This window comes from Streptomyces sp. NPDC001351, from assembly GCF_042896045.1.
In the GTDB taxonomy this organism is placed as follows: Bacteria; Actinomycetota; Actinomycetes; order Streptomycetales; family Streptomycetaceae; genus Streptomyces.
Window position 1 is genome coordinate 131,627 of sequence record NZ_JBIAWS010000017.1, and the last position, 17,812, is coordinate 149,438.

The 17,812-nt window shown below is 71.3% G+C and carries 15 protein-coding genes; 8 read left to right on the top strand and 7 right to left on the bottom strand.

All coding sequences use genetic code 11. The features are described from left to right. Positions 1-31: 31 nt before the first annotated feature. Positions 32-1,492, bottom strand: coding sequence for a hydrolase (locus tag ACFY1U_RS42735; RefSeq protein WP_390699481.1), 1,461 nt, complete (start codon positions 1,490-1,492; stop codon positions 32-34). A gap of 284 nt (positions 1,493-1,776) precedes the next feature. On the opposite strand from ACFY1U_RS42735, the gene ACFY1U_RS42740 reads away from it, so the two are divergent. Beyond that, a complete protein-coding gene (locus ACFY1U_RS42740; RefSeq protein ID WP_390699482.1) occupies positions 1,777-2,040 on the top strand; it encodes a GlsB/YeaQ/YmgE family stress response membrane protein in 264 nt (87 codons plus the stop codon). A gap of 362 nt (positions 2,041-2,402) precedes the next feature. Here the strand turns inward: ACFY1U_RS42740 and ACFY1U_RS42745 are convergent, their stop codons facing one another. From ACFY1U_RS42745 to ACFY1U_RS42755, 3 genes are read right to left on the bottom strand one after another with little or no spacing between them, the layout of a single operon-like run. Further along, positions 2,403-3,323, bottom strand: coding sequence for an NAD-dependent epimerase/dehydratase family protein (locus ACFY1U_RS42745; RefSeq protein WP_390699483.1), 921 nt, complete (start codon positions 3,321-3,323; stop codon positions 2,403-2,405). 56 nt (positions 3,324-3,379) lie between these two features. Then, positions 3,380-4,156, bottom strand: a complete 777-nt coding sequence (locus tag ACFY1U_RS42750; RefSeq protein WP_390699484.1) for a GNAT family N-acetyltransferase — start codon at positions 4,154-4,156, stop codon at positions 3,380-3,382. Positions 4,157-4,196: 40 nt separating this feature from the next. Further along, the gene (locus ACFY1U_RS42755) at positions 4,197-4,571 is read right to left on the bottom strand and encodes a MerR family transcriptional regulator (RefSeq protein ID WP_390699485.1); all 375 of its coding nucleotides are present in this window, start codon (positions 4,569-4,571) and stop codon (positions 4,197-4,199) included. Positions 4,572-4,628: 57 nt separating this feature from the next. Between ACFY1U_RS42755 and ACFY1U_RS42760 the strand changes: the two genes are divergently transcribed. The 3 genes from ACFY1U_RS42760 (at position 4,629) to ACFY1U_RS42770 (ending at position 11,128) form a co-directional block, all read left to right on the top strand. After that, positions 4,629-5,921 carry an MFS transporter gene (locus ACFY1U_RS42760; protein WP_390699486.1) on the top strand — a complete coding sequence of 431 codons (1,293 nt, stop codon included), beginning with the start codon at positions 4,629-4,631 and terminating at the stop codon, positions 5,919-5,921. Between the two features lie 175 nt (positions 5,922-6,096). Beyond that, positions 6,097-10,392, top strand: coding sequence for an aminotransferase class I/II-fold pyridoxal phosphate-dependent enzyme (locus tag ACFY1U_RS42765; protein WP_390699567.1), 4,296 nt, complete (start codon positions 6,097-6,099; stop codon positions 10,390-10,392). Between the two features lie 7 nt (positions 10,393-10,399). Next, complete coding sequence (locus tag ACFY1U_RS42770; protein ID WP_390699487.1) at positions 10,400-11,128, top strand: class I SAM-dependent methyltransferase; 729 nt, start codon at positions 10,400-10,402, stop codon at positions 11,126-11,128. Here the strand turns inward: ACFY1U_RS42770 and ACFY1U_RS42775 are convergent. Continuing rightward, positions 11,125-11,979: a GNAT family N-acetyltransferase gene (locus ACFY1U_RS42775; RefSeq protein WP_390699488.1), complete on the bottom strand. Its 855-nt coding sequence runs from the start codon at positions 11,977-11,979 to the stop codon at positions 11,125-11,127. The genes ACFY1U_RS42770 and ACFY1U_RS42775 overlap by 4 nt on opposite strands. A 127-nt stretch (positions 11,980-12,106) precedes the next feature. Then, on the bottom strand, positions 12,107-12,754 hold the full coding sequence (locus ACFY1U_RS42780) for a chaplin (protein ID WP_390699489.1): 648 nt from the start codon (positions 12,752-12,754) through the stop codon (positions 12,107-12,109). 298 nt (positions 12,755-13,052) lie between these two features. On the opposite strand from ACFY1U_RS42780, the gene ACFY1U_RS42785 reads away from it, so the two are divergent. Then, entirely contained in the window at positions 13,053-14,639 is a 1,587-nt protein-coding gene (locus ACFY1U_RS42785) for an alpha/beta hydrolase (protein WP_390699490.1), read from the top strand. Between the two features lie 4 nt (positions 14,640-14,643). Here the strand turns inward: ACFY1U_RS42785 and ACFY1U_RS42790 are convergent, their stop codons facing one another. Continuing rightward, on the bottom strand, positions 14,644-15,069 hold the full coding sequence (locus ACFY1U_RS42790) for a MarR family winged helix-turn-helix transcriptional regulator (protein ID WP_390699491.1): 426 nt from the start codon (positions 15,067-15,069) through the stop codon (positions 14,644-14,646). 79 nt (positions 15,070-15,148) lie between these two features. On the opposite strand from ACFY1U_RS42790, the gene ACFY1U_RS42795 reads away from it, so the two are divergent. The 3 genes from ACFY1U_RS42795 (at position 15,149) to ACFY1U_RS42805 (ending at position 17,811) form a co-directional block, all read left to right on the top strand. Beyond that, positions 15,149-15,571, top strand: coding sequence for a PaaI family thioesterase (locus tag ACFY1U_RS42795; protein WP_390699492.1), 423 nt, complete (start codon positions 15,149-15,151; stop codon positions 15,569-15,571). 81 nt (positions 15,572-15,652) lie between these two features. Next, a complete protein-coding gene (locus tag ACFY1U_RS42800) occupies positions 15,653-16,750 on the top strand; it encodes a chemotaxis protein (RefSeq protein WP_390699493.1) in 1,098 nt (365 codons plus the stop codon). Between the two features lie 452 nt (positions 16,751-17,202). Further along, positions 17,203-17,811 (top strand): DJ-1/PfpI family protein, encoded by a 609-nt coding sequence (locus ACFY1U_RS42805; protein WP_390699494.1) that lies wholly within the window; start codon positions 17,203-17,205, stop codon positions 17,809-17,811. The last annotated feature ends 1 nt before the right edge of the window (position 17,812 follow it).

Below are 17,812 nucleotides of genomic sequence, written 5' to 3' on the forward strand. Positions count from 1 at the left end.
GGCCCGGCGCGGGAGCCGGGCCCCACGGGCGTCAGCTGACGTTGAGCGCCGTGTCGTCGATGACGAAGGACGTCTGCAGCGTGGAGCCCTCGGTGCCGGTGAACTTGAGGGTGACGGTCTGGCCTGCGTAGCTCGCCAGACTGAAGCTGCGCTGGGTATAGCCGCCGGCGGCGTTCAGGTTCGAATACGTCGCCAGGGTGCCCAGCACGGTCCCCGAGCTGTTGAGGACCTGAACCTTGAGCGTGTCGTACGCCGTGCTCGTGCTGGTCTCCGCCGTGTCGACATGCAGATAGAAACTCAGGGCGGCGGTGGTGCAGCCGGACGGGATGGTCACCGACTGGGAGAGCGTGTCGGTGGTGGCGGTGCCGTAGCCGTCCAGCCAGGCGTAGTACGAGCCCGTACGGGCCGACTCGCCGCTGGAGTTGGTGATGACGCCGCTGGAGGCGCTCCAGGTGGTGTTGCCCGACTCGAAGCCGTTGTTGCCGAGGAGCTGGGCGGCGGTGCAGGTGCCACCGCCACCGCCGCCACCACCACCGCCGCCACCGCTGGTGCTGCCGTCACCGGCGAGCCAGGCAGTGGCATTGAGGGCGAGGGCGGCGTTGGTGGCGCTGGAGTCGTTCCAGCCGTCGTAGAGGGTGTTGCCCGACTGGCCGGTGCCGTCGTCGATCGGCGAGCTGTCGCCCCAGAAGGCGACCCGCCCGCTGCCGAAGGTGCTGGTGAGGAAGAAGGCGCCGGTGTTGCCGGAATAGCCCGTGCGGTAGAGCAGGCCCTTGACGGAGGAGTTGTCCGAGGGCTTGAGGGTGGCGGTGGTGCCGTTGGCGATGAGGCTCTTGGTGACGGTGCCGAAGGAGCCGTGCAGCACGGGGTTGGTGCTGTCGCTGATGGCGGCCGGGTGGTCGGAGCTGATGTTCAGCGAGTCGATGGAGAAGCCGAACGGGTCGGTCGAGTCGACGCTGTTGTTGGTCATCAGGTCATTGAGGATCTGGACCGCGTCGTAGCCGTCGTTGTTGCGGTCGGCTCCGGTGTGGTCGGAGATCATGAACAGTCCGCCGCCGTTCTTGACGAACGTCATGATCGCCGTCTTCTCGGCGCTGGTGAAGAGGGTGTTGGGCTCCGGCAGGACGAGGGTGTCGAAGTTCGACAGGTCGGTGGCGGACGAACCGCCGTAGGTGAGGGCGCCGGTCGCGGTCTTGAGGCTGTAGCTGCCGGTCTTCTGCAGGGCCACGCCCCATGAGGACAGTGCGCCCGTCCAGTCGGTCTCGGAGGACGGGGACGAGTTCTCGCCCAGCGGGTCGGGCTTGCTGGTGGAGATGATCCAGTCGGCGTTGCCGGCCTCCTCGGCGTGGCCGTCGTCGAACAGTACGCGGTGCGTGGTGGCCGCGTGGGCGGGCGTGGCAATGACGGTGGCCTGGGCGGCCGCGGCCGCGGTGAGCAGGCCGAACGCGGCCAGGGCGGTGGTGAGTCTTCGGCGGGATCGGGTGAGTGCGAGCATCCGGCGTACCTCCGTGTGGGGTGGGGAAGAGCGAGCGGTGCGGGGGCCGGACCTACGCGCGTAGACACAGAGCGTCTGCGCGCGTAGACATTTTGGCCGTGGGACTGGCGTGCGGCCGATCGCTTGAACCGTACATGGCAGAAGTGGGGCTGAACAGGCATCACCGGGCCCATCGCAGGGAGATTGACCCGGCGTTGACCCGTGGTTGAAGCGGAACGGACTGTCCCCCGCGACAGCGGGCATCCGGATAGTGCGGGGGCCTTGACCAAGAGGTAGGGGCGGAGATGGAGATCTCAGGCATCATCAGTGCCATCGTGATCGGCATCATCATCGGTGTGCTCGGCCGGCTGGTCGTCCCGGGGCGGCAGCACATCGGCATCGTGCTGACGATCCTCGTCGGCATCGTGGCCGCACTGATCGGATCGGCGATCGCTCATGCCTTCGGTGTGGCCGACACCAAGGGCATCGACTGGATCGAGTGGCTCATCCAGATCGGCCTCGCCGCGCTCGGCGTCGCCGCCCTGGACCGCTCGAGGGTACGCCGCTGACCCGACAACCGCGGTGACACACCGGCCGTTTCAAGCCCGGGCGGGGCACTGTGCGCCTCGCCCGGGTGTCGCCAGTGCTGCTCGGCGGAGTGCGGAGAGCAGCCGAATCGCGCGTTCCGCATCTTCCGGCCACGTGGCGTGGCGGACAGCGGGAGACCGCGGAGTCAGGCCCGCCGACGCGGCTCCCCTCGGCGATCGGCGGGCCTGCCGCCTCGACCGTGCGCCCTGAGCGGGAGAGTCGGGCGCATCGGGAGGCTGTCCCCCGGGGCGGCTGTTTCCTCCCACGAGGTTTCCAGCCTCAGTGGCCCGCGGGACGGGGCCGTTCGGCCCCGGACAAGGGGCCGAACGGCCCCAGTTGGAACTCACCGTCGGGCCGCCGACGCGGCGAGCCCATCCCGGCTGGACGGGTAGCGGGGCGTCCAGCCCAGTTCCCGCTCCGCCTTCGCCGAGGACACACGCATGCTGGTCAGGAACATCGTGTGCGCGTACGACATCGGCCTGGTGAACCACAGCGGCACCGTCATCGGCTTGGGCAGGCCGAACTGCTCAGCCACACACAGGACATGGGCACGGAACCCGAGCGGGGCGCGGTCGGTGATGTTGTACGCCTGGCCGGGGCGCCCGTGTTCGACGGCGGCGACCACCGCGCGTGCCGCGTCGGTGAGTTCGGTCCACGGCAGGACCCGGCCGTGGTCCTCGGGAACGGGCAGCTGCCGCTTGCGCAGCATGGGCAGGATGGCGTCGGTGCCGCCGGGGCCGTAGAACAGGCCGAAGCGCAGCGAGATGCCCGCCAGTCCGGTGGCCTCGAAGGTGAGTTGTTCCTTGATGCGCATGCCCTCGACGTGCCGTTCCAGTTCCGGCGTGGTGCCGCGCGGGCCGAACGGGTCGTCCTCGGTGATCACGTGCTCGCCGAAGTCCCCGTAGCCGTAGCCGAAGACCATCGACTCGCTCACGAAGCGGTCGGCGCCGGTGGCCTGAGCGGCCTCCACGAGGTGGGCGGTGCCGGCGATGCGCAGCGCGTCGGTGGCATGCATGTCCCGGTGCCGCATGGGCGCCTTGCGCAGGGCCGTCGCGGCGTGGATGACGGTGTCGAAGTGCAGCCCGTCGACGGCGCGCAGCAACGCGTCGCGATCCATGAGGTCGGCCCGGACGCCGTTCGCCGGCCCCCGGCCGAGACCGGTGACCTGGTGGCCGGCCTCGGTCAGGGCGCGGGTGATGTGGCCGCCGAGGATGCCGCTGGCTCCGGCGAGGAGGATGCTCTGGTTCTTCTGGTTCGTCGTCATGACCGTGCGACGGATCGGGCGGCCGCGGATGTGACATCGCGGTGGATGCGCCCCGGCTACGGCACGTAGATGTAGGGCGTCGTCGTGGTCAGGGGCTCGAAACCGAGGCGTTCGAGAATGGGACGGCTCTGGCTGGAGGCGTCGACCTGGAGGTAGCGGTAGCCGCGCTGCGCGGCGGCGTGGGCCCGGTGGGCGACCAGGGCCCGGTAGATGCCACGGCCGCGCCAGGCCTCGACGGTGCCGCCGCCCCACAGGCCCGCGAACCGGGTGCCGGGCACGAGTTCCATACGGGCCGCGCTCACCGGCTCGTCGCCGGCGAGGGCGACGGTGGTGAGAACCGTGTCCGGCTCCCCGGTGAGCTGGGCCAGCAGCTGGTGGCGCAGGCGGGAGCCGTCGGTGCCGAAGGCCTTCTCGTGCACGTCCGCCACCAGGTCGACACCCGCGGCGTCGGTCACCGGCAGCAGACGGATGCCTTCGGGTGGCGCGGCGTCGAGGTCGAGGCCTGCCACCTCGGCGATCATCAGCGTCTCCTCGGGCTCGGGCTGGAATCCGGCGGCCCCGAGCCGCTGTCCCAGATCCACCGGCCGGTCGTGCCCGTACAGCTTCCACTCGAACTCGTGGCCCAGCGCGGAGAAGTACGCGATCTGCTCGGCGATCGCCGCGTCGGCGTCCGTCTCGTCCAGGCCGGACCAGACGACGCCGTTCCAGCCGTGGGCCGAGGAGACATGGCGGACCACGCTGCCGACCCGCTCGACGCGTCCGTCGGGGCCGTCGGGCCTGGCGCCTTCGCGCATGTCACGGTCGAAGAGGGCGAGCACCCCGGCATGATCCATGGGCTCACTCCAGCATTCGGGGGCGGCCGCGGCAACAGGTTTACGGGCTCCCCTGCGGGCGCACTGCCGCCAGGTACGCACTCAGCCGGTCCCGGTTGCGGGCCAGGCAGTCGATGCGCGCCTGGATGCGGTCGAGGTGGGCCTGGAGCAGTGCCGCGGTCTCGGGGGTCAGGCACTCGGCGGGCAGCAGGATCTCGTCCGGGCCGGACAGGTAGGGCAGGATCGCCCGGATCATCTCCGTGGTCAGGCCGGAATCGAGCAGCCCGCGGATCTGCTGGACGTCCTGGACCGCGGGCTCGCCGTAGTCGCGGTAGCCGTTGTCGGTGCGGTCGGGGCTGAGAAGGCGCTGCTCCTCGTAGTAGCGCAGCAGCCTGGTGGGGACGCCGGTGCGCCGGGAGAGTTCGCCGATCTTCATGGCCGCCTCCGGATCGCCCTTGCCTTCACACTGATGTGAAGGTCCGAGCATGGTCGCATGTCCACCACATCCATGACCAACGGCACCGCCATGCCTGTTTCGCTGCCGTGGCCGGGGCTGCTCGCCCTGTCCACGGCCGCCTTCACCGCCGTCCTGACCGAACAGCTCCCGGCGGGTCTGCTGCCCCGGATGGCACCGGCGTTGGGTGTCTCCGAGGCACGCGTCGGGTTACTGGTCACCGGGTACGCCGTCGCCTCCTTCACGGCGGCGATCCCGCTCACCGCGCTGCTGCGGGGGCTGCCCCGGCGACCGGTGCTGACCGGCTCACTGCTGGGGTTCGCGGTGTGCAATGCGGTGGTCGCGCTGTCGTCGTCGTACCTCCTCACCTTTGCGGCACGGCTGTTCGCCGGATGCATGGGCGGCCTGCTGTGGGCGATGCTCGTCGGGTACGCGGCCCGGATGGTGCCGGCCGAGCGGCGGGGACGGGCGATCGCGATCGTGCTGGCCGGGATCACGTCGGCCCTGGCGCTGGGGGTGCCCGCCGGGACCGCGCTGGCGGGGACGCTGGGCTGGCGGGCCACCTTCGGGGTACTGGCCGCCCTGGCGATGCTGCTGGTGGGCTGGGTGCGGTGGCGGGTGCCCGGGTTCGCGGGCGAGGCGCCGGATGCGCGTCTGCCGCTCGCCCGGGTGGCGCTGCTGCCGGGTCTGCCCGCCGTCCTGTCCGTCACGCTGCTGCTGCTCCTCGGACACCAGGTGATGTACACGTACGTCGCCCCCTTCGCGGCGCACGCCGGTTTCGGCCGTACGGATGTGGTGCTGCTGGTGTTCGGGGCAGCCACGCCGGCCGGGATCTGGATCGCCGGGGCGGTCGTCGACCGGCATCTGCGGGCCACCTTGCTCGGCGCACTCGCGCTGTGCGCGGCCGCCATGCCCGCCCTCGCCCTGTGCGCGCACGTGCCCGCCGTGCTGCTCGCCGCGGTCGCCCTGTGGGGCGTGGCGTTCGGCGGTGCGCCCACGCTGATCCAGACCGCGCTGGTCGACGCCTCGGGCCCCGCCCGCGCGGACGTGGCCACCTCTTTGCAGACCACCGTGTACAACGCGGGCATCGCCGCGGGTTCACTGACCGGCGGTGTGACCCTGGAGAAGCTGGGCCCGGGCGCGCTGCCCTGGACCGCACTCCCCCTGATCACGGCGGCCCTCACCACCGTGGCCCTCGCCCGCCGGCATGCCTTCCCGGCCGGGCGGAGCGCGGGGGCCCGGCACCACGGTGGTGACGCCACGGTGCTCGGCGAGGACCACAACCGGGAGCGGACCGGGGTCCTGCCGTCGTTGCAGCAACCACCCACCTGACCGGTTGAGTCGGGAGCACACCGCGCGACTGGCGGTCGTGGCCCGTTCCTCCCGAGATGCACTCGTCCGGCCGCAGTGCCTACGATCTAGAAAGCCAGGACGATCAGACCAGGTGGACGGCCCGGTCTCCTCCAACGGGGGGAGGCGCTTGCCCTTGCTGCCGGCAAAGCGGCTGATGGCCGCACATATGGCGCTGGTGGCCGCCGCCACGGCCGTCTACCTGACGGTGCCCGCCGCGCGCGCCCCCGTGTGGGCCGTCATCGGCCTGTCGGGCACCGCCGCCGTGCTCATCGGCAGCAAGGTCAACCGGCCCGCGCACCGCTGGCCCTGGTGGGTGCTCGCCGCCGCACTGCTCACCTTCATCACGGGCGACACCTACTACAACGTCGTGGAGGAGTACTTCCACGCCTCCAACCCGTTCCCCTCCCCCGCGGACGCCTCGTATCTCGCGACCTATCCGCTCTTCGCCATCGGGCTGTCCGGCCTGGTCCGATACCGCTGGGCGGGCCACGACCTGCCGAGCCTGCTCGACGCGCTGATCATCACCGCGGGTCTGGCGCTGCCCGTGTGGGTGTACCTGGTGCAGCCGCTCGCCACGGTGCAGGGGCTGACCTGGCAGCAGCGGGCCATCAGCATCGCCTATCCGCTCGGCGACGTCCTGGTCCTGGCCCTGCTCGCACGGCTGCTGACGCCGAATCCGGTCGACCGGCACAACCGGTCGGTGCAGTACCTGGTCGTCGGGACGGTGACGCTGCTCGGCTTCGACATCGCGTACGGGATCCTGCAGCTCAACGAGACCTGGCAGGCGGGCACCGTGCTGGATGCGGGCTGGATCGTCTTCTACACCGCCTGGGGCCAGGCCGCTCTTCACCCGGACATGGTGCAGCTGACCGCCGCGCTGCCTCAGCAGGGCTCCCTGTTGCCGCCGCCGCGGCGGCTGGTGATGCTGGCCGTGATCACGCTCATCGCACCGGGAATCCTGCTGTACGAGGGGCTGAGGCGCTCGGCGCACGACGCGTCCGTGATCGCCGCGTTCTCCGGTGTGCTCTTCCTGCTGGTCATTCTGCGGCTGGCGGGGATGGTGGTGGCGCACCGCAAGGCGGTGACGCGGGAACTGGCGCTGCGCAGGGCGGCCGCCTCGCTGGTCTCGGCGGTCCGGCAGCAGGAGGTCGCACGGTCCTGCGAGGCCGCGGTCGACCGGCTCCTGGGCACCATGGTCGGTCACCGGACCCTGCTGCTGCCCGCCGAACGCGCGCCGGATCTGGCCCCGTATCACGCGCAGATCGTGCACGCCCGCGACCTGGGTACGGACACCGGCGGCGAACTGGACGAAGCGGCGACCGTCCTGGTGTGCCTGATGATCCCGCCCGACCGCCCGTACGGAGACGTCCCGGGCGTGCTGCTGGTCGCCGGGCCGGCCCAGACGCTCGCCGAGACGCGAGGCTCGATGGAGATCCTGGCCTCGCACGCGGGGCTGGCCATGGAGCGCATCGCCCTGCGTGAGGAGATCGTCCGCAGGGAGAGCGAGGCGTACTTCCGCACGCTGGTGCGCAACACCTCGGACGTCATCCTCATCGTCGAGGACGACAACACCATCCGGTACGCCAGCCCCTCCGCGGCGACCGTCTTCGGCACCAGCGACGTGGTCGGCGAGTCGCTGCCCGACCTCGTCGATCCGCGGGACCGGCACCGTGCGGCGCGGGAACTGACGGCCGTGCGGGACAACGGGCCGCGGGCCACCCACGACCACTGGTGGGTGCGCCACCGGGCGGGCCGCGTCGAGGTGGAGGTGCGGTGCAGCGACTTCCGGGACGAGCGGACCGTGGCCGGGCTCGTCGTCACCCTGCGCGATGTGACCGAGCAGCGCCGGCTGGCGCACGAGCTGACCCAGCGGGCCTTCCACGACTCGCTGACGGGCCTTCCCAACCGCACCCTGCTGCTCGAACGGATCGAACGCGCCCTGCTGCGCGGCCGCCGCGAGTCGTCCATGACCTGTCTGCTCTTCATCGACCTGGACGACTTCAAGCAGGTCAACGACACGCTCGGGCACTCGGCGGGCGACCACCTGCTGATCGCCGTCGGCGACCGGCTCTCCAAGACGCTGCGGCGCACCGACACCGCGGCCCGGCTGGGCGGCGACGAGTTCGCCGTCCTGATGGAGGACGCCCGTGAACCGCTGGACGCTGAGCTGCTGGCGGCCCAGGTGATCCAGACGCTGACCAGGCCGTTCGCCCTCGCGGATGAGTCCGTGACGGTGTCCGCCAGCGTGGGGGTGGCCACGGCCCGCGACAGCATGGACGCGGAGGAGTTGCTCAGCCACGCCGACCTCGCCCTGTATGCGGCGAAGTCGGCCGGCAAGCGGCAGTGGCGGCGCTTCCAGCCGCTGCTGCACACCCGCATGGTCGAGCGGCACGATCTGCAGAGCCGGCTCGCCCAGGCGGTCGCCGGCCACGAGTTCGCGCTGCGGTACCAGCCGGTCGTGGACATCTCCGCGGGCGACGTCGTCGGCTTCGAGGCGCTGGTGCGCTGGCCGAAGGCACCGCACCGGCCCATCACACCCGAGCAGTTCATCTCGCTGGCCGAGGAGACCGGGCACATCGGGGTGCTGGGGGCGTGGGTCCTGGAGAACGCCGTCAGCGACATCGTGGGGCTGCAGCGGCTGTCCGGCCCCGTCACCCCGCCGTACGTCAGCGTGAACGTGTCCGCCCGCCAGTTCCGCGACGTGGGCTTCCTGGACCAGGTCGGCCAGGCGCTGTGCACTCCGGGCCTGGCCCCCGGCTCACTGCAGCTGGAGCTGACCGAGACGGTACTGCTGCGCCGCGACACCCAGATCCAGTCGGTGCTGCGCTCCCTGAAGGAACTGGGCGTGCACATCGCGGTCGACGACTTCGGGACGGGCTTCTCCTCCCTGCGCTACTTGCGGGACTTCCCCATCGACGCGCTGAAGATCGACAAGACGTTCATCGACGACATCGCGCGCGACGCGCAGCAGGTCGCGCTCGTCGAGGGCATCGTGCGCATCGCCGACACCCTGGGCCTGCAGGTGATCGCCGAGGGGATCGAGGACGCGGCGCAACGCGATGTGCTGGAGGGCATGGGGTGCCGGTTCGGGCAGGGGTATCTGTTTGCGAAGCCGATGACGGTGGAGCAGAGCGAGCGCGTGCTGCGGGAGAGGGAGGGACGCTGCTACGCGCCCGGCATCGGCGCCACCGGGGCGCGGGCCGTACCTGCGGCACGGCCCGCGCCCCGGGAGGGACGGGCGGCACTGTGGGCGGACCTCGAGCACCTGCGGCGGACCAGCCCGATGAGCGACGCCGTGCTGGACGAGGTGCGGGGCCGGCGCATCCGCAGCCGTGGCCACTGGCTGGTCGACTTCGCGTCCTGCAACTACCTCGGCTTCGACTGGGACCCGGAGATCATCGACTCCGTGGACCCCGCCCTACGGCACTGGGGCACGCACCCCAGCTGGTCGCGTCTCCTGGGCAGCCCTCGCCTGTACCCGGAGATCGAGGCACGGCTCGCGGACCTGCTGGGCGCGCCGGACACGCTGCTGCTCCCCACGCTGACCCTGATCCACGCCTCGGCGATCCCGGTGCTGGCCGAGGGCGGCCATGTGTTCGTGGAGGCGACGGCGCACCGGACGGTGTACGACGGCTGCGTGGTGGCCCGCGGTCAGGGCGCCACCTTGCACCGCTTCCACGCGGAGCGCCCCGACGAGCTGGAGACCCTGCTGGCCTCCGTGCCCGCGGGCCTGCCGCGGCTGGTGTGCCTGGACGGCGTGGACAGCATGACCGGCACCATGCCCGACCTGCCCACACTGGCCGCGGTCTGCCGCGCCGGGGGTGCGACGCTCTACGTGGACGACGCACACGGGTTCGGGGTGATCGGGGAGCGCGGCCCGGAGGAGCTGTGCCCCTACGGCTCGCGCGGCAACGGCGTGGTGCGGCACACCGGGGAGTCGTACGACGGGATCATCCTGGTCGCCGGTTTCTCCAAGGCGTACTCCTCGCTGCTCGCCTTCCTCGCCCTGCCCACCGAGCTGAAGAACCGGCTGAAGACAGCCGCGGGGCCCTATCTGTACTCGGGTCCCTCCCCGACGGCCTCCCTGGCCACGGCGCTGGCCGGGCTGGAGGTCAACGACCGCCGCGGGGACGTCCTGCGCGCCGAGCTGTACCGCAGGACCGCGCGGGTGCTGGACCACCTCGACGGACTGGACGTCAGGACGCTGAACACGGACCGTCTGCCGATCATCGAGATCCCGCTGGTGAACGCGGACGACCTCGACGCGGTCGGGGCGTTCCTGTGGGAGGAGGGCATCTATGTGACGCTGGCCGCCTATCCGCTGGTGCCGCGGGACCGGGTGGGTTTCCGGATCCAGATCACGGCGCTGAACTCGGACGAGGACATCGAGCGGCTGAACGGCACCCTGACTCGGCTGGCCGCGCGGTTCCCGCTGCGGGCGAAGGCCTGAGACGGCCATGAAGACACGCAACGACGATGTCGACTGGGACCGTTGGCCGGTCGCGGACTACCTCGCGGAGAACTACCGCGATCTGCACCCCTCCGACGCGGCGGTCATCACCCACCACTCGGCGTTCTACCGCCGCTTCGCGCCGGGCTGCATCGAGCGCTCGGTGGAGTTCGGGGCCGGACCCAACCTGTATCCCCTGATCCTCGCGGCCGCCGCGAGCCGCCGGATCGAGGCCGTCGACGCGGGTGCGGGCAACATCGCCTATCTGGAGCGCCAGATCCAGTGCGGCCCGGACGCCAGCTGGCTGCCGTTCCATGCGCTGTGCCGACGCCTCAACCCCGACCTGCCGGCCACGCTGGCCGGGGCGCTCGCACAGGTCAACGTCGTCCACGCGGACGTCAGGGAGCTGGAGCCCGCCGGGTACGAGCTGGCGTCCATGCACTTCGTCGCCGAGGGCGCCACCGAGGACTACGCGGAGTTCACGGACTTCTGCCGCGCCTTCGTCCGTTGCGTGGTCCCCGGCGGGCACCTGGTGGCCGCCTTCATGGAGAACATGCCCACCTACCGCATCGGGCCCCTGTCGCGCTGGCCGGGCTGCCCGGTGGACCCGTCCATCGTGACCAGGGTGTTCACCCCCATGACCCGCGATCTGTCCGTCTGCCGCATCGACGCCGACCCGACCCTGCCGGACTACGGGGACTCCGGGATGGTGCTGCTCACGGCGGTGGCGCGCTAGCCGAGTTCCAGGGTCGTGACGCCGAAGACGCGGTCCTGGGCGTGGGGGCGGACGGGGCCCGTGTACATGCGGGCCGTCTCGAAAGAGGGGGTGAGGCCTGCCCGTTCGGCCAGGGCGATGCCCGGCCCGTTCGTCTCGGGCACGTCCACGGCGACCTCGCTGCCGGCCGCCTCGGCGGTCAGGGCGGTGAACAGGGCCTGCGCGTCCTCGGGGCTGTCGGCGAAGAGCGGGCCGATGCGGAGCGAGTCGTGGCCGGGGCGGATCACTCCGTAGCCGGTGACGCGGTCGCCGGTGCGGCGCACGAGGGCACGGTGTCCGGTGCCGGTGAGCCAGTGGGCCAGGAAGCGGGGGCGGTCGGCCGGGTGGCAGGCGCTGTCGTAGGCGATGAGGTCGGCGAGGTCGGTCTCCTGCACAGGGTGCACGCCGGCCGGGGCCTCGGCCGCGGGCACGGTTCCGGTGAACCGGACGGTGCGGTGGGCGAGTTCGAAGCCGGAGCGGCGGTAGTTGTCCTGCTGGGCCACCACCCCGTCGAGACCGATGGTGCGGCTGCCCGCGTGGGCCAGCGCGGTCTTCCAGGTGGTGAGGCCGTGACCGCGGCCGCGCAGGTCGGGCCGGACGAGGTAGCAGCCGAGGAAGGCGTAGTCGGAGCCGTAGTTGACGACGGAGATCGCCGACACCGGTTCGCCGTCGATCCGGCCGAGGAAGAAGCCGTCGGGGTCCTGCGCGAAGAACGCCGCTTCGTCGGCCGCTCCCGGGTTCCATCCCTCGTCCGCGGCCCATCCGCTGATCACCGGCCAGTCCTCGGGTCCGGCCTGGGTGACGACGAGGTCTTCGAGGGCAGCGGAGGTCATGCGTGCGCTCCATTCCGTGATGGGTACGGCGGACAAGGGGGCGGTGATCGACCGCGCCCCGCAGCATCCTTGCGGATCTTGCGGGGCGCGTCACGGTGTGATTGAGCCGTTGGCCGTGCGGGTGGGCTCAGCGCACCGAGCGTGGGCGGAACCGGCGGCGCAGGGCGGCTCCGCCCAGTACCAGTGCGGCGCTCGCCACGGCGGCGGGCAGTGTCCGGTCGGTGCCGGTGTGGGCGAGGGATGCCGCCGCCTGCCGTGGTGCGGCGTGCTGGGCGGCCGCGGGCTGCGGATGCGCCCGGGCCGGTGCGGGCTTGGTGCAGTGGCGGGTGTGGCCGCCGGAGGTGTTCGTGGACCTGTTGCCGTCGGCCGCGTTGCCGACGCCGACCACGTCGGCCGTGTTCCCGCTGACGTTGACCGGGACGTGCACCGGGAGCTGGACGGTGTTGCCGGAGATCACGCCCGGCGAATCCTTTCCGCTGCCGTGGGCCGTGCTGCCGCCGGTGGAGGAGCCGCCCGCGGTGTGCTTGCCGCCCGCGCTCTTGTTGCTGCAGCTGTTGCCCGCGGCCGGGTTGAGGAGCCCCACCACGTTCACGGTGTTCCCGCACACGTTGACCGGGACGTGCACCGGGAGCTGGACGGTGTTGCCGGAGATCACGCCCGGCGAGTCGGCGGACGCGCCGTCCGCCGTGGCTCCGGCATACGCCGGAACCGTCAAGGCCATCGCTCCCGAGGCAGCGGCGACGGCGATCACACCGTTTCGGGTAACCCTTCTCATAGGTTCCCTGCCTTCCAGACATGGTCGCGGGCACCTACCCGCGCCGGAGAAGCGGGCACTGGCCCGCACCGGATAAAACGTCAGGGAAACCATCCGAGTTATGGCTTATCGGGCTTTCACTCCATCGAGCGGCACGGCGGTCGAACGGTCGGCAAAACCGACGTATCCGCGGGGAAGGCGCACACGATAAGGCATCCTGCGCAGTCCCGCTCGCCCGGAGGCGCGCCCTGCGGCATCCGCTTATCGTGATCGAGGGCGCCGTTCTCCCGGTCCCCGGCGGGCGCCCCGGGAGGCATTGATGCTGCTCAAGCTGTCAACGCGGCCCGCTGTCCGACGCTTCGCCGTCACCGGAGCCGTAGGCCTGTCCCTGCTGGCCGCAGGGCTGCCCACGGCGGCCTCGGACGGCACCGGGCCCGACCTGTCGCGGTTCTACCGGCAGAACCTCACCTGGTCCGGATGCACGGGCGAGGACATGCCCAAGGACCTTCAGTGCGCCAAGGTCACCGTTCCCCTCGACTACGCCAGCCCGAAAGCCGGCACGCTCGACCTGGCCCTGGCCCGCTACCGGGCGACGGGGAAGAAGCGGGGTTCGGTGCTGCTGAACTTCGGCGGCCCGGGCGCCGGGGGCGTCCGCCAACTCGCGTCCGGTGGCGACGACTTCATGAGGCTCACGAACGGCTACGACGTGGTGACCTTCGACCCGCGCGGCGTCGGCAGATCCTCGCCGGTCAGCTGCGGAGACGGCTCCACGGAGACCTCGGGCGCGACCGGCGGGATCGCCGAGAACACCGATCCTCGGGCCGCGCTGCGGCAGTTGAAGAAGGTGGCCACCCAGTGCGCGCAGCACTCGGGTCCGGTACTCCCCCACATCGGCACGGTGAACGCCGCACGCGACCTGGACGTGATGCGTGCGGCGCTCGGCGACAAGAAGCTCAACTACCTCGGTTTCTCCTACGGAACCCGGCTCGGCGCCGTGTACGCGGCCCAGTTCCCCAAGAAGGTCGGGCGCTTGGTCCTCGACGGAGTGGACACCCTGACCGAGCCGATGTCCGAGCAGGGAGTGGCGGGCGCCGAGGGGCAGCAGACGGCCCTGGACGACTTCATCACCTGGTGCACCAAGGACATCGCCTGTCCGTTCGGCCAGGATCCGCGCGACGCCCGGGAGCAGGTCGTCCAGCTCGTCGGCTCCCTCGACAAGGACCCGGTGCCGACGGACTTCGGCCCGGACTTCACCGGGCAGGATCTCGTGGGGGCGATCAGCCAGGCGCTCTACAGCAAGGAGCTGTGGCCGTCGCTGGAGCGTGCGATCGCCGAGCTGGTCGAGGACGGCGACGCGCGCGGGGTGCTGGGTTTCTCGTCCGGTGGGGCCGCACTTCCCTTCCGGCAGCACGCCGGGGGCGGCCTGGTCGACGAGAACGACGTCCCGCTCGACAATCTTCCGGCGGCGCTGATGGCGATCAACTGCGCGGACGATCCCGATCGCCCCGGCGCCGACCAGATCGTCAAGGACCTCGGCCGGCTGCGCGCCGAGTACGAGCAGGCCTCCCCGGTCTTCGGCCGCTACCGCCTCACCGAGCTCCTGATGTGCTACGGCCGCGCCAAGGGCACCGACTTCATCCGCGACCGTGTGCACGACGTCCCCACCCCGAAGATGCTGCTCGTCGGCACCCGCGGCGATCCGGCGACACCGTACCGCTGGACCGTGGAGACGGCGAAGCGGCTGGGCTCCTCGGCCGTGGTGCTCGACAACAAGGGTGAGGGCCACACCGGTTACGCGTCCTCCAAGTGCGTGCGAGGCAAGGTCGACGACTTCCTGCTCTACGGCAGCCTGCCGCCGACCGGCAGCTCGTGCGGCCCGGAGGACGACGAGACCCCGGCCACCTGACCCGTCACCTCTCCCACCCGGCGAGCTGCTGCAGTGCCCCCGCCGTCCGTACGAACCCGTCCTCGCCGAGCAGCGCCCGCAGTTCCGCGTTCAGACGGTCGACCTCCGGCTGTGCGGCGCGCAGGGCGGCGGCGCCCGCCTCGGTCAACTCCAGCCTCACGGCCCGGTGTTCATGGAGATGCTGCTGCTTGAGCAGGAGACCCGCCGCGGTCAGCCGTCCGGCGAGGGCGGTGACGGCGGATTCCCTCAGGCCGAGGGTGCGGGCCAACTCCTGCTGGGTGAGCCCGGGCTGGTCCCGCACGGCGAACAGCGCGCCGAGCTGCGCGGTGGTGACGCCGGCGGCGGCCAGGCAGCGGCGGTCGACCGTCGTGCGCAGCTGGTGCGCCGCCCGCTGCAGCAGGAAGTAAAGACGCTGATCGGGCTCGGACATGGGCCGATCTTGACAGACGGCACCAGCCCGCGCCACCCTCACTTCACTGGTGAAGTGAACTGAAGAGGTGAGCAGGACGATGGATCTGGACCTGGCTCGCAAGGCCCTGTCGGAGCAGCCTTTCAGCAGGCTGCTGGGCGCCCGGGTGACGGAGTTCGGAGACGGAGAGGCCACCCTCGAGCTGGACATCCGCGAGGAACTGCTCCAGCAGTACGGCTTCGTGCACGGCGGGGTGCTCTCCTACGCGGCCGACAACACGCTGACGCTCGCCGCGGGCACCGTTGCGGGGGCGGGGCTGATCACGTCCGGGTTCACCATCGACTACCTGCGCCCTGCCACCGGCGAGATCCTGCGCGCGCACGGCCACGTGGTGCGGGCCGGCCGCACCCGTGTCGTCACCCGCTGCGACCTGATCACGATCGACGCCGCCGGGGCGCAGACTCTGTGCGCCGTGGCGCAGGGGAACATCGCGGTGATCGAGCCGAACGGCGAGCAGCGATAGGCCGAAGGCCGGGATTGTCCTGAATACCTGGTGCATCCGCCCCTAATGCCCTTTGGGCGAAACGGCCCTATGGTGCTTGGTATGGAGCACGACCTGAGTCCCTCAACCCTCTCCGAGCTCCGGCGCCCGCGCGCCTATCCGGCCGTGTCGGTGCTGACGCCCACACACCGCCGGGAGCCCGAAAACGCCCAGGATCCGGTCCGGCTGCGCAATGTGGTGGCCGAGGCCAAGAAGCAGCTGGAGTCCGATCCCGCGGTGACCCGCGAACGGCGCTCCGAGGTGGTCCGTCAGCTCGACCAGGCCCTTCAGGAGGTGGATCTGGCGCATGCCGAGGACGGCCTGGTGATCTTCGCCGCCCCGGGTGAGCACCAGGTGTGGTCGCTCGGCCGCACGGTGCCGGAGCGCGTGGTGCTCTCGGACACCTTCCTGACCCGCAACCTCGTCTCCGCGCACGCGGCCGAACGGCCGTTCTGGGTGCTGTCGGTCTCCTCCGACCAGGTCACCCTGTGGAGCGGCGGCACCGACCGCGTCACGGAGGACCGGACCGGTGGATTCCCCCTGACCAGGCGCCCGGTGAACTTCGACGCGGAGCGGCAGGAGCAGATCGGCGACATGCCGAGCACCTTCCGCGACGAGGGCACCCGCCACTTCCTGCGGGAGGCCGACGCCGCGATGGGCATGGTCCTGCGCGAGCAGCCGCGGCCGCTGTACGTCACGGGCGAGCAGGCGGCCCTGTCGGCCATGGACGAGGTCGGCAGCGTCACCAAGGAGGCGGTGCACGTGCCGCACGGGGGTCTCGCACACGGCACGCCCGACGCCGTGTGGCAGGCGGTACGGCCGAAGGTCGCCGCCGAGGCCCGCCGCAGCACCGAAGCCGTGGCCCGGGAGCTCGAATCCGCCCGTGGCCGCAAGGCGTTCGCCGCCGGTGTGGACGAGGTCTGGCAGAGCGCCCGCGAGGGCCGCGTACGGCTGCTCGCGGTCGAGGAGAACTACCGCGTGACGGTGCGCGACGTCCTCGGCGGCCATCTGATCCCGGCCGAGAGCGGCGACCTCGACTCCCGCGAGGACATCGTGGACGAGATCGTCGAACAGTGCCTGGAGACGGGCGCGGACGTCCGCTTCGTCCCGGACGGGATGCTGGGCGACGCCCACGGGATCGCGGGAATCCTGCGCTACTGAACCTGGGGTTTCAACGTACACGCTGCGGTCCAGGCGGCCGAGTTCCATGGCGGCCGCCGGCTCCGCCACGATCTCCGGCAGCGCGGGGTGGTCGACGACCGTCAGGGGCACGGCCGGGGGCTTGGGGCCGTGGCGGGCCGGTCCGACCGGCGCCGGGGCGCCGGCGAGCATCCACCCCAGGTCGTCAGCGAGATCCGGAAGACGACACCCCCCCGGGCGCGCGGCACCCGCAAAGCGCTCCACGGCCCGAGTTCGGTCACTGATTCGATCGTCACGTCCGCCCCGCCTCCCAGTTCCGGCGCGCGGAATTATCGCTCCGTCGGCATATCGCCCTGTTGGCTCCCCACCTCACCCACCTCGGGCGGGCCACCGTTCGCCGATTGGCCCGCGACCCGGGAACGGCACCGCTGGGAGACTGCGAGCCCCTGATGCCGCGCCTCGAGGAGATGTTCATGCAGGTCGCCGTGGTCACCTTCGACGGATTCAACGAGCTGGACAGTTTCATCGCCTCCGCACTGATCAACCGCTGCCGCAAGGACGGCCTGGAGGCGTTCATCACGACGCCCGCACCGGTCGTGGCCTCGATGAACGGCGTGGAGGTGACCGGGCAGCGCCCCATGGAGTTCGTGACCGAAGCCGACGTGGTGCTGATCGGCAGCGGGGTGAAGACGCGGGACGTGGTCGCCGACGACCGGCTGATCTCCCGGCTGCCGCTCGACCCCGCACGCCAGTTGATCGGTGCGCAGTGTTCGGGCGCCCTGGTGCTCGCCCGGCTCGGGCTGCTGCATTCCATGCCCGCCTGCACGGACAGGAAGAGCCGGCCCTTCGTCGAGGAGTGCGGCGTCACCGTGCTGGACGCGCCGTTCCACGCCGAGGGGAACATCGCCACGGCGGGCGGCTGTCTGGCCTCGCAGTATCTCGCCACCTGGGTCATCACCCGGACGCTGGGAGAGGACGCCGCGCGCGACGTCCTCGACTACGTGGCCCCGGTCGGCGAGAACCGGCAGAGCGTCGAGCGCGCCCTGCGTGCCGTCCGCGCGGGCGAGGCCGCACTGCGCTGAC

Bases quoted from the DNA above. Each gene is read 5' to 3' on its own strand.
- ACFY1U_RS42735 (WP_390699481.1), bottom strand. From the start codon at position 1,492: ATGCTCGCACTCACCCGATCCCGCCGAAGACTCACCACCGCCCTGGCC.
- ACFY1U_RS42740 (WP_390699482.1), top strand. From the start codon at position 1,777: ATGGAGATCTCAGGCATCATCAGTGCCATCGTGATCGGCATCATCATC.
- ACFY1U_RS42745 (WP_390699483.1), bottom strand. From the start codon at position 3,323: ATGACGACGAACCAGAAGAACCAGAGCATCCTCCTCGCCGGAGCCAGC.
- ACFY1U_RS42750 (WP_390699484.1), bottom strand. From the start codon at position 4,156: ATGGATCATGCCGGGGTGCTCGCCCTCTTCGACCGTGACATGCGCGAA.
- ACFY1U_RS42755 (WP_390699485.1), bottom strand. From the start codon at position 4,571: ATGAAGATCGGCGAACTCTCCCGGCGCACCGGCGTCCCCACCAGGCTG.
- ACFY1U_RS42760 (WP_390699486.1), top strand. From the start codon at position 4,629: ATGTCCACCACATCCATGACCAACGGCACCGCCATGCCTGTTTCGCTG.
- ACFY1U_RS42765 (WP_390699567.1), top strand. From the start codon at position 6,097: ATGGCCGCACATATGGCGCTGGTGGCCGCCGCCACGGCCGTCTACCTG.
- ACFY1U_RS42770 (WP_390699487.1), top strand. From the start codon at position 10,400: ATGAAGACACGCAACGACGATGTCGACTGGGACCGTTGGCCGGTCGCG.
- ACFY1U_RS42775 (WP_390699488.1), bottom strand. From the start codon at position 11,979: ATGACCTCCGCTGCCCTCGAAGACCTCGTCGTCACCCAGGCCGGACCC.
- ACFY1U_RS42780 (WP_390699489.1), bottom strand. From the start codon at position 12,754: ATGAGAAGGGTTACCCGAAACGGTGTGATCGCCGTCGCCGCTGCCTCG.
- ACFY1U_RS42785 (WP_390699490.1), top strand. From the start codon at position 13,053: ATGCTGCTCAAGCTGTCAACGCGGCCCGCTGTCCGACGCTTCGCCGTC.
- ACFY1U_RS42790 (WP_390699491.1), bottom strand. From the start codon at position 15,069: ATGTCCGAGCCCGATCAGCGTCTTTACTTCCTGCTGCAGCGGGCGGCG.
- ACFY1U_RS42795 (WP_390699492.1), top strand. From the start codon at position 15,149: ATGGATCTGGACCTGGCTCGCAAGGCCCTGTCGGAGCAGCCTTTCAGC.
- ACFY1U_RS42800 (WP_390699493.1), top strand. From the start codon at position 15,653: ATGGAGCACGACCTGAGTCCCTCAACCCTCTCCGAGCTCCGGCGCCCG.
- ACFY1U_RS42805 (WP_390699494.1), top strand. From the start codon at position 17,203: ATGCAGGTCGCCGTGGTCACCTTCGACGGATTCAACGAGCTGGACAGT.